The organism is Amycolatopsis antarctica (assembly GCF_002262875.1).
In the GTDB taxonomy this organism is placed as follows: Bacteria; Actinomycetota; Actinomycetes; order Mycobacteriales; family Pseudonocardiaceae; genus Amycolatopsis; species Amycolatopsis antarctica.
Window position 1 is genome coordinate 134,212 of sequence record NZ_NKYE01000014.1, and the last position, 13,331, is coordinate 147,542.

15 protein-coding genes and 2 pseudogenes are annotated in these 13,331 nt (G+C 70.3%); 11 read left to right on the top strand and 6 right to left on the bottom strand.

All coding sequences use genetic code 11. The features are described 5' to 3' along the window. Nucleotides 1–60: 60 nt before the first annotated feature. Together CFN78_RS21115 and CFN78_RS21120 are read right to left on the bottom strand one after the other, a co-directional pair. Complete coding sequence (locus CFN78_RS21115) at nucleotides 61–651, bottom strand: ferritin-like domain-containing protein (RefSeq protein ID WP_094864594.1); 591 nt, start codon at nucleotides 649–651, stop codon at nucleotides 61–63. Nucleotides 652–679: 28 nt separating this feature from the next. After that, a complete protein-coding gene (locus CFN78_RS21120) occupies nucleotides 680–1,363 on the bottom strand; it encodes a ferritin-like domain-containing protein (protein ID WP_094864595.1) in 684 nt (227 codons plus the stop codon). Nucleotides 1,364–2,061: 698 nt separating this feature from the next. On the opposite strand from CFN78_RS21120, the gene CFN78_RS21125 reads away from it, so the two are divergent. The 8 genes from CFN78_RS21125 (at nucleotide 2,062) to CFN78_RS21165 (ending at nucleotide 8,994) form a co-directional block, all read left to right on the top strand. Next, nucleotides 2,062–2,481 (top strand): SsgA family sporulation/cell division regulator, encoded by a 420-nt coding sequence (locus CFN78_RS21125; protein ID WP_094864596.1) that lies wholly within the window; start codon nucleotides 2,062–2,064, stop codon nucleotides 2,479–2,481. 245 nt (nucleotides 2,482–2,726) lie between these two features. Continuing rightward, entirely contained in the window at nucleotides 2,727–3,092 is a 366-nt protein-coding gene (locus tag CFN78_RS21130; protein WP_165777646.1) for an STAS domain-containing protein, read from the top strand. Between the two features lie 173 nt (nucleotides 3,093–3,265). Continuing rightward, nucleotides 3,266–3,970, top strand: coding sequence for an ANTAR domain-containing protein (locus tag CFN78_RS21135; RefSeq protein ID WP_133116408.1), 705 nt, complete (start codon nucleotides 3,266–3,268; stop codon nucleotides 3,968–3,970). 87 nt (nucleotides 3,971–4,057) lie between these two features. Then, complete coding sequence (locus tag CFN78_RS21140; protein WP_240519592.1) at nucleotides 4,058–4,774, top strand: GAF and ANTAR domain-containing protein; 717 nt, start codon at nucleotides 4,058–4,060, stop codon at nucleotides 4,772–4,774. 500 nt (nucleotides 4,775–5,274) lie between these two features. Beyond that, on the top strand, nucleotides 5,275–6,006 hold the full coding sequence (locus CFN78_RS21150) for a methyltransferase domain-containing protein (protein ID WP_094864601.1): 732 nt from the start codon (nucleotides 5,275–5,277) through the stop codon (nucleotides 6,004–6,006). Further along, on the top strand, nucleotides 6,006–7,355 hold the full coding sequence (locus tag CFN78_RS21155) for a molybdopterin-dependent oxidoreductase (RefSeq protein ID WP_094864602.1): 1,350 nt from the start codon (nucleotides 6,006–6,008) through the stop codon (nucleotides 7,353–7,355). Before CFN78_RS21150 ends, CFN78_RS21155 begins: the two co-directional genes overlap by 1 nt. Before the next feature lie 2 nt (nucleotides 7,356–7,357). Then, complete coding sequence (locus tag CFN78_RS21160) at nucleotides 7,358–7,864, top strand: hypothetical protein (protein ID WP_094864603.1); 507 nt, start codon at nucleotides 7,358–7,360, stop codon at nucleotides 7,862–7,864. 59 nt (nucleotides 7,865–7,923) lie between these two features. Next, on the top strand, nucleotides 7,924–8,994 hold the full coding sequence (locus CFN78_RS21165) for a YncE family protein (protein WP_240519593.1): 1,071 nt from the start codon (nucleotides 7,924–7,926) through the stop codon (nucleotides 8,992–8,994). Between the two features lie 25 nt (nucleotides 8,995–9,019). Here CFN78_RS21165 and CFN78_RS21170 read toward each other — a convergent pair whose 3' ends face one another. Continuing rightward, on the bottom strand, nucleotides 9,020–10,390 hold the full coding sequence (locus CFN78_RS21170) for a hypothetical protein (RefSeq protein WP_240519594.1): 1,371 nt from the start codon (nucleotides 10,388–10,390) through the stop codon (nucleotides 9,020–9,022). Between the two features lie 210 nt (nucleotides 10,391–10,600). Between CFN78_RS21170 and CFN78_RS21175 the strand changes: the two genes are divergently transcribed. Further along, nucleotides 10,601–11,539: an oxidoreductase gene (locus tag CFN78_RS21175; protein ID WP_094864604.1), complete on the top strand. Its 939-nt coding sequence runs from the start codon at nucleotides 10,601–10,603 to the stop codon at nucleotides 11,537–11,539. A 33-nt stretch (nucleotides 11,540–11,572) separates the two neighbouring features. Here the strand turns inward: CFN78_RS21175 and CFN78_RS29585 are convergent, their stop codons facing one another. Further along, complete coding sequence (locus CFN78_RS29585) at nucleotides 11,573–11,779, bottom strand: SAM-dependent methyltransferase (RefSeq protein ID WP_094864605.1); 207 nt, start codon at nucleotides 11,777–11,779, stop codon at nucleotides 11,573–11,575. Next, nucleotides 11,778–11,822: pseudogene (locus CFN78_RS30360) on the bottom strand (hypothetical protein); the annotation flags it as partial. The pseudogene CFN78_RS30360 and the gene CFN78_RS29585, both read right to left, overlap by 2 nt. Before the next feature lie 77 nt (nucleotides 11,823–11,899). Here CFN78_RS30360 and CFN78_RS30365 point away from each other — a divergent pair. Next, a pseudogene (locus CFN78_RS30365) lies at nucleotides 11,900–12,163 on the top strand (hypothetical protein); the annotation flags it as partial. Between the two features lie 45 nt (nucleotides 12,164–12,208). Further along, the gene (locus CFN78_RS29905) at nucleotides 12,209–12,352 is read left to right on the top strand and encodes a cytochrome P450 (protein ID WP_240519595.1); all 144 of its coding nucleotides are present in this window, start codon (nucleotides 12,209–12,211) and stop codon (nucleotides 12,350–12,352) included. Between the two features lie 120 nt (nucleotides 12,353–12,472). On the opposite strand, the gene CFN78_RS21195 is transcribed toward CFN78_RS29905, so the two are convergent. Then, nucleotides 12,473–13,228: an NPP1 family protein gene (locus CFN78_RS21195; RefSeq protein WP_240519596.1), complete on the bottom strand. Its 756-nt coding sequence runs from the start codon at nucleotides 13,226–13,228 to the stop codon at nucleotides 12,473–12,475. Between the last annotated feature and the right edge of the window lie 103 nt (nucleotides 13,229–13,331).

Here is a 13,331-nt window from a genome sequence, read left to right on the forward strand (position 1 = left end):
CGCCGGGGAGACACCGGGCGGTGTCCCTCCGACGGACGGAGCGGGGTGGGCCCGTATCCGTCAGGGCAGGAACGGATCGACCGCGGCGAGGACTTCCGCCTTGGTCTTGGGGGTTTCCAGAGCCCCCATGTACACACCGCCCTCCGCGGGCAGGCCGAGGAGGTTGCCTACGACGGCGGCGTGCCGGGCCTCGACACCGAAGATTCCGGCGGCGGCCTGCAGGATCGTCTTGTCCTTGATGAATCCGGCCGCGCCGAGGTAGGCGCCCACACCGACGTTCTCGAAGGTGTGGCTGGTGGTCAGGTAGCTTTCGCGGTTCTCGAAGGCACCGCCGAAGTCGACCTCGGGCTTGGCTACGGGGGTGCCGCCGAGCTTGGTGATGGTGTCGGCGAGGAACTTGACGTGGAACGCCTCGTCCTTCTCCACCTGCCGCAGATAGATGAACTCGAACCCGCCGAGGAACACGGCCTTGTTGCCCTGCCGGTAGAACTCGGCCTCGAGGTGTTCGAGCAGCAGGGCGTAGTTCAGTACCTCGATGTCGTCGGCGAAGTCGCCCTGCTGGGCCAGTGCCCAGCGATTGTTCAGTGCGCCCAGGGCCATTGCCGGCTTGACGTCAGTGGCCTGGCCCTTGACGAAGTCTTGCCTGCTCATGTGCGTTTCCTCCGTTCGCTTGCGGGTGTCAGTTGCCGGAGTCGATGAACTTGCCCGCTTCCGCGAGTACCTCGTCCATCGGCTTGGGCTGCTCGATCGGCCGCGGGAACGGCTGACGCAGGTTCAGGGTCGCCAGGATCGCCGCGTGCCGGGACTCGACCCCGGCGATGGAGGCCGCCGCGGCCAGCACGTCACCGGACTGGATCAGGGGCACCTGACCGTGATACGCGTTCACGCCCAGCTCCTCGAACCGGGACGCCTGCCGCAGGAACGTCAGCCGGGACACGAAGGTCGCCCTGGGATAGGTGAACTTCGGCTTCGCCACCGGAGTGCCACCCATCATCGAGATGGCCTCGGTGACCCCGGCGACGTGTGCCACCTCGTGGTCGCGGATCGGGGTGACGAGTTCCAGTTCCCGTCCGCGCAGGAGCCCGCAGTCGATACCACGGGTGTAGAAGTCGGCCTCCAGATACTCCAGTGTCAGCGCGTAGTTGAGGATGTCGATGTCGCTCGCGCTCTTCTGGGTCCCGGTGCCGGTGGCCGGGCGTGGTGCGGCCGCGGCCGCCGAAGCGCCGATCCCGCTGCCCACAGCCAGGCTCGCGCCCACCCCGACCAGACCGGCCCAGCGCAGGAAATTACGTCGATCCGTTCCGTCCGCGAACTCGATGACCTGATGGCCGTCGAACAGTTCCTCCGAATCCGATGCGCCCATGACGCCTCGCCTCACTTCCGTGCTAGCCGGATGGATCCTGGACACCTGCCCGCTCACTCGGCGGTTCGAGTCCGTCACGGACAGGAGGAGGGGCGAGCGCACTCCGGCCGGGGGTCGGACAGGCGATTCGGCACGTTCCGTGGGTCCGGCGTCCGGACTCACGACCCGCCCCGTTCCTGGGGTTGGTGCCACGCTCCCTGTCCGCGATCCGGCGGCCTCGCAGCGTTGGATTGGTGCTGAAACGAACTATCACCCTGTGCGACCGGTGCGGGCGCGCCCGCCCTGGTCACACCGTCGCAGGCCCGACGCGATTTCCGGTCGGTCACGGGGGTGAGAATTTCCGACGGCGGACTACGCAGTGTGCGTGGCGTTACCAGCCGGTAAGTTCGTTATCGTTGGGTCCGATGCCGCTTTCTGTTCGCCTGTAAGGGTTTGACGTTCGGAGTATTCGCGAGTAGACAGTGCAACGTCCGGGTGTACGGACCTTCGACAACGGTGACATGTCACCTGTGAAGGACCGGACGAAGGAGGCCGGATACCCCTGCTTGCCGCTCGTACCGGTGACATGGCGACTCCCGCCGGGACCCGGCCGTCGGCCGGTGATCTGTCGCGACGGTGCCAGTTCGCACGAAACCGTTGTGGCGCGGGGGAAAGCTGACGTCGCCGGCCCCTGCGACGTGACCGTGAGGACAGGCCACATGCGACACGATCACGCGACAGTCAGTGCCACCACGATTCTCGCCCAGATCGCGCCACCCACGCCCGTCGTTCCGGTCAAGGCGGAACTGGGATACGACACCCGCGTCCCGTACGCCGTCACCATCACCTGCGCCCCGGCCGGCGAGGACGGTCGCACCGTGTGGGAGCTGTCCCGCGATCTGCTGGTGGAGGGTCTCGATCGCGCTGCCGGCGATGGCGACGTCCGCGTCCGGCGATCCCCGGAAGAACCCGAATGCCTGCTCATCGAGGTCCGGGGCGGCGCCGCCGTGTTCGACGCGTCCACCCACGAGGTGGCCGAGTTCCTCCGGCTGACCTTTCACACTGTTCCGCTGGGCGCGGAAGCCGAGTGGATCGACCTGGAAGGCCTGGTCGGCAAATTGCTGCTCGGCCCCGGGTAGGTGACGGCCGGGACCCGTTGTTCACCGATGGTGATCAGGATGGTTCCACTCCGGATGGCACCGGGGTAGTCTCGTGAGGAATTGGGCCTGGACCTCGCCCTGCTTGATCTTTCATGGCCGTCGGCCGGATCACCGCGTCCTCGCCGTGGCGTCCGTGGCGGACGATCGGAGCAGGAGTCGATGTGGGCATTCCCGGTCAATCTGTCACCACAGTCGAGTTCCGTTCCCGGGTATGCCGGCGGCTGGTGGTGAACATCGCCGGTGCGGGCACCAGCCGCACCGAAGTCTCGATCGTCGGAGACATCGACGCGTTCACCACCGAGGTGCTCACCCTGGGAATCGGGGCTCAGCCCGAACGGCAGGTGGAGACGCTGGTGGTCGATCTTTCCCGGGTCTCGTTTTGCTCCATCGACGGCGCGGTGCAGTTGACGGAACTGCTGCTGCGTGCCGAGGCCGCGTGCGTACCGTGGGAGCTCCTCGGGCGGCCCCGAGGAGTACGCCGGGCCATGGAGCTCGTCGCGGGCCTCGAAACCCCGCCGATGCGCGAGGTGCGGTCGCCGGCCGAACCGATCCCGGTCACCGGTTCGCCGACTCGATCATCCTGCCGGTGAACCGCGGATCACGCGCGAAGGCGGCCGCCGCGTCGTCACCGGAGGCGCGCCCCCGGCGGGGAGCCGCCCGGTCGGCGAGATCCACTCGTCGCCCGCGGGAGCCCGCCCGGGGCACGAGCCCGTCGCACGGACACGGCGAGCGCCATGGCACCTGGAGCATGCGGAGGCACACGGTGGTAGCCGAGCGGCGCGCGAAACTACAGGACCTGTGCGGTGCCGTGTCCGGGGACCCGGACGCCGTTCTGCGGAGGGTGTGCGAGGTCTGCGTGACCGAGTGCTCGGTCTCCGGAGCGTCGATCACGGTGCAGGGCACGGGCACCGGAGCGGACACCGCGATGGCCCTGGCGTGGGCCACCGATTCGATCAGTGAGCAACTCGACGACGTGCAACGAACAGTCGGGGAGGGGCCGGGAACGACGGCGCACACGGACCGGGGGCCTGTGCTGGTCCCGGACCTGACCACCGAAGGCGCCCGCTGGCCCGGCTTCACGATGGAAGCCCAGAAAGCGGGTGCCGCCGCCGTTTTCGCTTTCCCCCTGCAGGTCGGTGCCGTGCGGGTGGGTGTGCTCGACACGTACCGGACCACCGCGGGGCCGCTGTCGGGGGCGGAGTTCGGCGATGCGCTCATCCTCGCCGACATCGCGACCTACGAGGTGCTGAACGTGCTTGCCGGACAGGACGCGATCGACATGGGTTGGCTGCCCGACATCCACGCCGAAGTTCATCAGGCGACCGGCATCGTCACCGCCCAACTCGGTCTGACCATGAGCGAGGCGCTGGTACGCATCCGAGCGCACGCCTTCTCGCATCAGCTCGCCCTTGACGATGTCGCACACCAGATCGTCCACCGTCATCTCTACCTGGAGACAGGAGCCTGATCTGCCATGTCCGACACCATCCCGGGCGAGACTCCGCCACAACTTGAAACCGAAAGGGGACGAGAAGATCGTCTGGCCCGGACTTTCGTGGCGCTTGCGGACACCCTGGTCGACGATTTCGACGCACTGGACTTCCTGCGCATGTTGTGCGAACGGTGTGTCGAACTGCTGGACGTGGCCGCTGCCGGCGTCGTCCTCAGCGACCAGCGCGGTGGCCTGCGCATGGCGGCGGCCTCCTCGGAACGCGCCGAACTGCTGGAACTGTTCGCTGTGCAGACGGAGGACGGCCCGTGCATCGACTGCATCCGTACCGGCGCACCGGTGGCCAGCACCGACCTCTCCGGCGACACCGCACGCTGGCCACGTTTCACCGCGGCCGCACACGAATGCGGATTCCACGCGGCGCAGGCGGTTCCCATGCGACTGCGCGGCGCGGTCATCGGTGCGCTCACCCTGCTCAATCATGACCACACCGGCGTCGACGCGGCCAGTACCACGATCGGGCAGGCTCTCGCCGACGTCGCCACCATCGGAATGCTGCAGCAGCGGACGGTCCACGAGGCGGAAACGCTGTCCGAACAACTGCAGACGGCGCTCAACAGCCGGGTCATCGTCGAGCAGGCCAAGGGAATCCTGTCCGCGCACAGCGACATCCTCGACATGGAAGCCGCGTTCATCACGCTGCGCTCCTACGCCCGGAACCACAATCAGAAATTGTCGATCACCGCCCGCATGGTCGCCGAGGGGACGCTCGAGGTCGACGCCATGCTCGGCAAGCCCGCGACGACGCGAGACACCCGGTGAGCTGGGGCCGACCGGTCGAAGGCGGTGTTTTGTCGCGGTCCGGCCGCAGGTGATCGCCCGATTTCCGACTCCGTGGTCACGTCCATGCGGGTCGTTCGTTCACGGCCCGGGGCGACCGCGCTCCGGTTGCGGAGGTTCCGGCCTTCGGAGATGATCGTCACGGACGATGCCCGGGTGGCGAACGGCGATCCGCTCGTCCGTTACCGCCCCGGACCCCGGCGGTTCGCGTTCGCCACGTTGGGCACCCAGCGGGAGGTCTTTGTGGATTTCAGCCGCGTGACAATGGTTTCCGGGACGGTGATACGTCCGGCGCACGACGTGCCCGGCACACCGGCATCGTCGAGCCGAGTGGGTTCCCACACGCCGCGCTCCCGCCGATACCGGCACGTTCGCCACGACCGCGGACCCTCCGTCGGCATTCACGGCGACCCGCGAGCGCTGCTCAGGTCCGATGTGGACGGTGCGCCTCGCGTGACGACGGTGATCGCCACCGGCGTGCGATGTCCGCGACCGCGCGACACCCGGCGTACCTGGTGAGGCCCGGCCTCATCCGGCCGGTCGCACCGGCGGGCCACGGTGCGTTCGACGCCGCGCTGGCGGGCAGGTCATCCCGGCTCTGCCTGGACGACGGCCGATGTGTGACGCTCCCCGCCCGGCGATGGCACGCCGCGGCGAGCAAGGCCGATCAGTGGTTGCTCCGCCAGTGCCACGGCCCGACCCTCGATCTCGGCTGCGGGCCGGGACGAATGGTGGAAGCGTTGCTGACCGCCGGGGTCTCCGCGCTCGGTGTCGACTGCTCGCCGGTCGCGGTCAGCCAGTGCCGTGCCCGTGGCGTACCGGTCGTGCACGGCGACGTGTTCGGCCCGCTGCCGCGGTCGGGGGAGTGGCAGCACGTGCTGCTGGCGGACGGCAACATCGGTATCGGCGGTGATCCCCTCGCACTGCTGCGCCGGGCGGCCTCCCTGCTGAACCGCGACGGCAGTGTCCTGGTCGAGACCGGAACCTCGGCCTCGGGCTGGTGGAGCGGGCAGGCATGCCTGCACGATGACTCCGGTGGGGTCGTCGGCTCCTGGTTCCCGTGGGCCTTTCTGGATCTGTCCCGGCTGGCCGACCTCGCGCGGGGAGCCGAACTGTCCATGGTGGACGTACATCGTGGTTCGAGTCGTTGTTTCGCGCGGCTTTCCCGCCGCACGGCCTCCGAAGCGGACGGACTGGGCAGCCGGGGGTCCTGATGACATCGAAGGAAACCTCGCCCGGCCCGGACCGAGAGCCGGGAGGGCCGGAGTACGGGTTTCCGGCCGCGCTGTGGCGCCGGCTCGCCCGCGCCAGGCCGCCGGGGCCGTTCCGGCCGGAAGTATGGCGCAGCCCGATCCGCGGACCATGGCTCACCTCGGTGTTCGGCGCCGTATTGCTGGTGACCCTGCCGATCGTCGTCGTGACCGGGCTGTTGTCGTACGCCGCGTACGGCCCGCACCTCGGACAGGCCATTCCGGCCGACGTGGGCTGGCTCCGGCTGCCGTACTTCGACTGGCCCACCAGACCTTCCTGGCTCTATCGCCTGACCCAGGGACTGCACGTCGGCCTCGGCCTGGTGCTGATTCCGGTGGTGCTGGCCAAATTGTGGTCGGTGGTACCGAAACTGTTCGCCTGGCCGCCGGTCCGCTCGATGGCGCAGGTGCTGGAGCGGGTATCCCTGCTGTTACTGGTCGGCGGGCTGCTGTTCGAGATCGTCACCGGTGTGCTCAACATCCAGTACGACTACCTGTTCGGTTTTTCCTTCTACACCGCACATTTCTATGGCGGCTGGGTGTTCATCGGCGCCTTCGTCGTCCACGTCGCGCTGAAACTCCCGCACATGATCAGGGGCCTGCGCTCGCGATCGCTGCGCACCGAGTTGCGCACCGGCCGCGCGGGGACCACGCCCGAGCCACCCGACGAGCACGGCCTGGTCGCGCCGGAACCGGCCGCGCCCACCGTGAGCCGCCGCGGCGCGCTGGCGATGGTCGGCGGCGGTTCCCTGTTGATCGCCGTCCTCACCGCCGGGCAGACCCTCGGCGGTGCCACCCGGCACGCGGCGCTGCTGCTGCCCCGCGGCCGCGACTCCGGTGACGGGCCAAACGACTTCCCGGTCAACCGCACCGCCACCGCGGCTGGGATCGATCCGGCGGCCACCGGCGCCGACTGGGCACTGGAAATCCTCGGCGGTACCACGCCGCTGTCGCTGAACCGGGACCGGCTGACGGCGATGGCCCAGCGTTCGGCTGAACTCCCGATCGCCTGCGTGGAGGGATGGTCGACCACACAGGTCTGGACCGGAGTGCCGCTGCGCGAGCTGGCCCGGCTGGCCGGGGTCCCGGCCCCGGCGTCGGCGCGGGTGCTGTCCCTCGAATCTGCCGGGGCGTTCAACCAGGCGCTGCTGCAGGGAAACCAGGTGCTGGACCCGGATTCGCTGCTGGCCCTGCGGGTCAACGGAGCCGAGCTGAGCATGGATCACGGTTACCCGGCGAGAATCATCGTTCCCGCGATGCCCGGGGTGCACAACACCAAGTGGGTCCGCTCAATCGAATTCCGGGTGGGCTGACCATGGTGCCGATCCCGGAACGGGTCCGCCGCTTCTACGGCGCGCATCCCCTGCACGCCGTCGCGATACTCGGCAGTCTCGCGCTCACCGGCTACGTCGCCCTGCGGATCGTGGACGACCCGACCCTGCCGGTGATGTTGCTGTGGTTCGGCGGCTGCGTGATCGCACACGACCTGGTGCTGTTCCCCGGCTACGCACTCGCCGACCGGGTCGCCGCGCGTGCGGTACGCGGAGGTGGCCCCGCGAGCCCGCGTTCGGTGCGCGCACTCAACCACCTGCGGGTCCCGGCGCTCGCGTCCGGCCTGCTGCTCCTGCTGTTCTTCCCCGGCATCATCGAACAGGGCCAGGACACCTACCTGGCCGCGACCGGTCAGGACCAGCAGCCCTTCCTCGCCCGCTGGCTCCTGCTGACGGCGGGTTTCTTCGCCACCAGTGCGCTGCTCTACCTGGCCTCCGCCGTCCGGTCGGCACGGAGGCCACCGTCACCGGACGGTTCCGGACCCGACTGACGCGACGATCGGAGCGGCGCGGGTCCGGACGCGGCGCACAGACAAGGATTGGTGACGCCATGTCAGACACGGAACTCGACGATCGGCGCGGCCGTGCCGGGCGGCGGGCCACGGCCGGTGCGGTACGGCGGTTGCGGTGCCTCGCCGCGGTGCTGAGCGGCGCGCTCGTCCTGGCCGGTTGCGCGGACGCCCCCGTCCCGGCGGACCCCCCACCGCTGCCGCCACCCGCCGAACCGGCCGTGTCGCCGCCACCGGCGGTTCCGCCGGCCGGGCAGGTCGTCCCGGTAGGCGCGCTGGCGGAGGGAGCGGTCGCCGATTCGGAGACCGGCCTCGTCGCTGTCGGCGTCCGGGACCCGAACGCCCTCGCACTCGTCGACGGCCGCACCGGCGAGGTGCGCACGAAGACGCCGTTGCCAGGGCATCTGCGGCACCTGCAGCTCGCCGGTCCAGGGGGCCCCGTCCTGGTACCCGCCGAGAACTCCGATTCGCTGGTCACCGTCGACCTCCCGTCCGGGCAGGTGGGCGGGCAGGTGCCGACCGGGGTGTTCCCGCACGACGCCACCCGCTCCGGCAACGGCCTGCTGTTCGCCGCGAACGAGTTCGGCGGCACCGTCGCGGCGGTGCGCGACGGGGCGGTGGTCCAGACCTTCACCGGGCAGACCCAGCCCGGTGGCCTGGCCGCGGTGGGTGATCTGGTCGGGGTGGTCGACGTACGGCAGAACGACCTGAGCGTGTACGACGCGCAGCGTCTGGAGCGGATCGCCCAGCTTCCGGCCGGTGCCGGGCCCACCCACGTACTGGCCGACCGGCGGGGGCAGTACGCCGTCGCCGACACCCGTGGCGACGCGATCATCGTCTACGCATCGGCCCCGCAGGTCCGCGAGGTCGGCAGGCTCGACCTGCCCGGATCGCCGTACGGCATCACCTACGACCCGGTCCGCGACCGGATGTGGGTCACGCTGACCGGCCAGAACGAGGTCGTCGGGCTGGACCTGGCCACTTCGCCGCCCACGATCACCGCCCGCATCCCCACCGTGCGCCAGCCCAACACCGTCGCGGTCGACAGCGGCACCGGTCGCCTGTTCGTCACCGGCACGACCGAAGGAGTCCTGCAGCTCATCGACCCGTAGACCGGCGCCACCGTACGGCGTGGCGCTACCAGACCGTCCACAGTAGATGGACGACGGCCAGCGTCAGGGCGGCCTGCGCGGCGAGCCAGGCCCGCGTCTGCCGCCGGAGGAGCAGTGCACACGGCACCATCAGCCAGACGGCGAAAGGCAGCCAGATCCGCTCGACCTCCGCTTTGCTGAGACCGGAGATGTCCGCGGCCAGCACGGCCACCAGCGCGGCGGCACACAACAGCGCCGCGCCCGCGGGCACGGCCCGCGGACGCGCGGCGAGACGGCGTATGCCGGCCAGCGCCGCGGGCCCCAGTGCGAAGGTCAGCGCCGCCAGGTTCGCCCACACGAAATAGGCGTACGGGCGGGTCTTCGCGATACTGTCCGCGTAGATGATCTTGACCAGGTCGTAGCCGGTCAGCCACCAGAAACCGCTCACCGCGAAGGCCCCCACCACGGCGGCGAAGCCGAGCAGTCCGAACAGGAGCGGCCCGATCCGGCGGGTCACCGCCAGCACGGCGAGGGTGAACACACCGCCCAGCACCAGCCCGTAGGACAGGTGCACGGTGAAGCCGAGCAGCATCCCGCCCGCGACCGCGAACAGAGCGGCACGCCAGCCGCGGCGGGTCGCGCCCAGCGCCAGCATGGCCACCGCCCAGGCGAGCACCCCGGCGAACATGCCGTCGGCGGACACACCCACCCACACCGCCCCGGGAAACAACACCCCGAAGGGCAACGCGGCACGAGCGGTGGCCTCCGACCCCAGCGCACGCACGGCGATCGCCACCGCCACGCAGGCCGAGCCGCCCACCAGGATGCAGAAGACCCCCGCCGCTCCGCCGCCGCCGAGGCCGAGCCGATCCAGCCACACGAACACCATCAGCACCCCGGGCGGGTGCGCACCGACGTGCAGGCCCCACGGCTCGGGCTGGGTGTAGAGGATGTGCTCGCTGAACTCGCGCAACATCACGCCGATGTCGTCGACCCTCGGGACATCGCGCAGATACTCCACGTCGGTCTCCAGCCGCCCGGCCACGCCGTCGCGGAAGCCGTCGACCATCGCCAGCGAGAACGTCCACGCCACCGACATCAGCCACGCCACCACCAGCAGCCACCGCCACCGCATCCGCGCCACCGCGGCCGGGCCGTACAGCACGACCACGGCGGCGACGATGACCGCGGCGACCGTCCCGGCTCCCGCGTGCGGATGCCAGCTCGCCAGCAGCGGCGGGAACCACAGGAAGATGTTCACGCCGTCGTCGATCAGGTCCCAGCCGACCAGCGCGGCCGTCAGGACGAGCAGAACCCCGCCGCCGACGGCCAGCAGGTCGAGGGAGAGTCCGCGCCGCCCGCCACCTCCGGCCTCGTCGAGGTCGCTCCCGGTGTCTTCGGCTGCGGGGGTGCTCACCGTGGCAGCGTAGTGAGGGGCCGGTGCTCTCGCCGGGTGCGACCCACCATGGACGGCGACTCGATCGCCGTGCGAAGCCCGGACCGCCGGTCGCACGGGTCAGCCGATGCGCCCGGACGCACCCGGCGTTACGGTGGCCCGCGGCCACGGCGGGCCACCGCACCTACGCGGATCGCCCGTCCATCGCAGGCGAACGGACAGGAGAGTCGGATGTCGGACCTCGACGGTGCCGGGAGCACCGGCACGAACCCGTCCCAGGGGCGGCCCGCCGCGCTCGCCGGAACGGGCACGCTGGCCGGACGGCCCGTGGCCCGCATCGGGTTCGGCGCGATGCAGCTTCCCGGACCGGGCGTGTGGGGCCCGCCCCGGGACCGGGACCTCGCACTCGCGGTGCTGCGGCGGGCGGTAGAACTCGGCGTGGACCACATCGACACCGCCGAGTTCTACGGCGACGGCGTGTCCAACGAGCTGATCCACGCCGCGCTGCACCCCTACTCCGACGACCTGGTTCTGGTCAGCAAGGTCGGTGCGGTGCGCGACGACCAGGGCGCGTTCGTCCCCGCCCAGCGCCCGGAACAACTCCGCGCCGGTGTGGAGGCCAACCTGCGCAGCCTCGACGTGGAACAGGTGGACGTCGTCAACCTGCGGCTGATGGACGGCGACGGGGCCGGTGGGCCGCCCGTCGATCTCGACAGCCAGCTCGCCGAGATGTCCGCGCTGCGCGACGAGGGCAAGATCGGCGGCATCGGGCTGAGCAACGCCACGCTCGACCAGTTGCGTCACGCGCTGCCCGTCGGCATCGCCTGCGTGCAGAACGCCTACAGCGTCCTGGACCGCTCGGCCGAGCCGCTGCTGGACCTGTGCCGCGAGCACGACATCGCCTGGGTGCCGTTTTTCCCGCTCGGCTCCGCGTTCCCCGACGTGCCCAAGGTGACTCAACACCCCGCGGTGATGGCCGCGGCGAGCGCGTGCTCGGCCACGGCGGCGCAGGTGGGCCTGGCCTGGTTGCTGGCGCACGCGCCGCAGGTGCTGCTCATTCCCGGTACGTCCAACCCGGACCACCTCGACGAGAACGTCGCCACCGCCGGTGTCCGCCTGGACCAGGCCACCATCAGCACGCTGGACGCGCTGGCCGGGGCGCCCTCCTGAGCGCGGATGCCGTGTCCGCCCCGCGACGCGAGGTCAGGGCTTGCGGGCGAGCCCGCCGAGGATGAGCTGTTGCACGTCCTCGAGCGGGCGCACGCGGGGACCGTCCGGCCACCAGTCGGGCAGCAGCGTCAGACCCGGCGAGACGAAAACCAGGTCGTGGAACATCGCCTCGATCTCGCCGCGGGTGCGGAAGTACGTAGACGACCTTCGTCTCCGGGCTGATCCGCGCCGCCGCCTCATGGGTGTTCTCCGCGGACGGGAGCCCCGAGCCGAGGTCCAGGATCTGCTCTACGCGGCGGGGATCGACACCACCCGCGACGCCATCACCAGCACGGTCCGCTCACTGCTGGACACCGGCTCCTGGCGGGCCGCCGCGGCCGATCTCTCGATCGTGCCGAACGCGGTGGAGGAGACCCTGCGGCGGGACGCCCCGCACCGCGGTCTGCTGCGCACCGCGACCACGGACGTCGAACTCGACGGGGTCGCGCTGCCCACCGGTTCGCGGCTGTCGCTGCTCTACGCTCGGCCAACCGGGACGAGCGGCACTTCCCGGACCCGGACGCGTTCGACGTCGACCGTGCCGGCCTGCGCGGCGCCGACGGGCATCTCGGCTTCGGTCACGGCATGCACACCTGCGTGGGCGCGCACCTCGCGCGCACCGAGGCGCGGGTGGCCGTCGAGGTACTGACGCGGCGGCTGCCGGACCTGGCGCTCGCGCCGGGAGGCGACCCGGACTACGTCGGCTCGTTCTTCTTCCGCGGGCTTTCCCGCCTCGACGTCGAACCACACCGCCCGGACGCCCGCCGCACCTGACCGCTCGGCGTGCGACCATCGGCCACCGCCTTATTTCGACGTATCGCGGTTACCTCAGGTGCGGACGGGAGCTGTCGCGGCGCCGCCCTTCCGCGCGGCCCGGCGAGGGCATCGGGGGAATCATGCGTAGGGGTCGAAGGGGATGCCGTCCGGCTCGGCCTTGTCGAGTTCCTTGGTGAACTTGTCCTTGCCGTCCCGGTCCGTGTCCTTGATTCCCAGTTGCGCGGCGCCGAAGTCGGCGGAGAGCAGGGTTTCCCGTACCCCCTCGGGGAACTTGTTCCAGCTCACCACGGCCGGAAGCTGCCAGGTTCCGTCGTGGTTCTCCGGTGGCTCGTCATTCGCGGTGGCGTGCCGGAAGGCGTGCGTAGACCCACCGTCCTTGTGATAGACGATCTTCGGGTGGTCGCCCTCCCATGGCACCTCGTCGGCGGCCTTCGTCGTGTAGCTGCCGTGCGCCGAGGTCGACACGAACTTCGCCCGGCCGTCGCTGACCCAGACCACGACGTGCTCGATGTCGTGCCGGTGGCCGCTCGCCGACCCGTCGACCGACTGGTCCTTCTCGAAGTACGAGTCGTACAGGTACGCCGTCCAGCCGTTGTTCGACTTCGAACGGACGTAGGTGTTCGTATTGCGCAGATCCGCCTCGTCGCGGCAGTCGGCGACGATGTCACCCGTGGGCTCCAGTCCCTCGGCGACCTTGCCCGCGGAGTCGATCGCCGGGGTCGAGTAACAACTGTCGGTGTCCGAATCCAGTGCCGGCTGCCATCGTGCATCGTCACCCTCCACACTGGACGGGAGAGCCCCGGGCGGCTCGGCGTACGCCGGCGCGGAAGGGAACACGGCCAGCATGGCCACGGCGCCGACCCCCGCGCGCACGGAGAATGACGTCCCCCGGCTGCGTCGACGGCTCCGCGACGGCACTCTGACTTCGGAACACTCGGCTTCGGTACCGTCCGGCACGGTTCGCCCCTTCCCGTCC

Excerpts from the sequence above, each read along its gene's own strand:
- CFN78_RS21115 (WP_094864594.1), bottom strand. The coding sequence starts at position 651 with ATGAGCAGGCAAGACTTCGTCAAGGGCCAGGCCACTGACGTCAAGCCG.
- CFN78_RS21120 (WP_094864595.1), bottom strand. The coding sequence starts at position 1,363 with ATGGGCGCATCGGATTCGGAGGAACTGTTCGACGGCCATCAGGTCATC.
- CFN78_RS21125 (WP_094864596.1), top strand. The coding sequence starts at position 2,062 with ATGCGACACGATCACGCGACAGTCAGTGCCACCACGATTCTCGCCCAG.
- CFN78_RS21150 (WP_094864601.1), top strand. The coding sequence starts at position 5,275 with ATGTCCGCGACCGCGCGACACCCGGCGTACCTGGTGAGGCCCGGCCTC.
- CFN78_RS21155 (WP_094864602.1), top strand. The coding sequence starts at position 6,006 with ATGACATCGAAGGAAACCTCGCCCGGCCCGGACCGAGAGCCGGGAGGG.
- CFN78_RS21160 (WP_094864603.1), top strand. The coding sequence starts at position 7,358 with ATGGTGCCGATCCCGGAACGGGTCCGCCGCTTCTACGGCGCGCATCCC.
- CFN78_RS21165 (WP_240519593.1), top strand. The coding sequence starts at position 7,924 with ATGTCAGACACGGAACTCGACGATCGGCGCGGCCGTGCCGGGCGGCGG.
- CFN78_RS21175 (WP_094864604.1), top strand. The coding sequence starts at position 10,601 with ATGTCGGACCTCGACGGTGCCGGGAGCACCGGCACGAACCCGTCCCAG.
- CFN78_RS29585 (WP_094864605.1), bottom strand. The coding sequence starts at position 11,779 with ATGAGGCGGCGGCGCGGATCAGCCCGGAGACGAAGGTCGTCTACGTAC.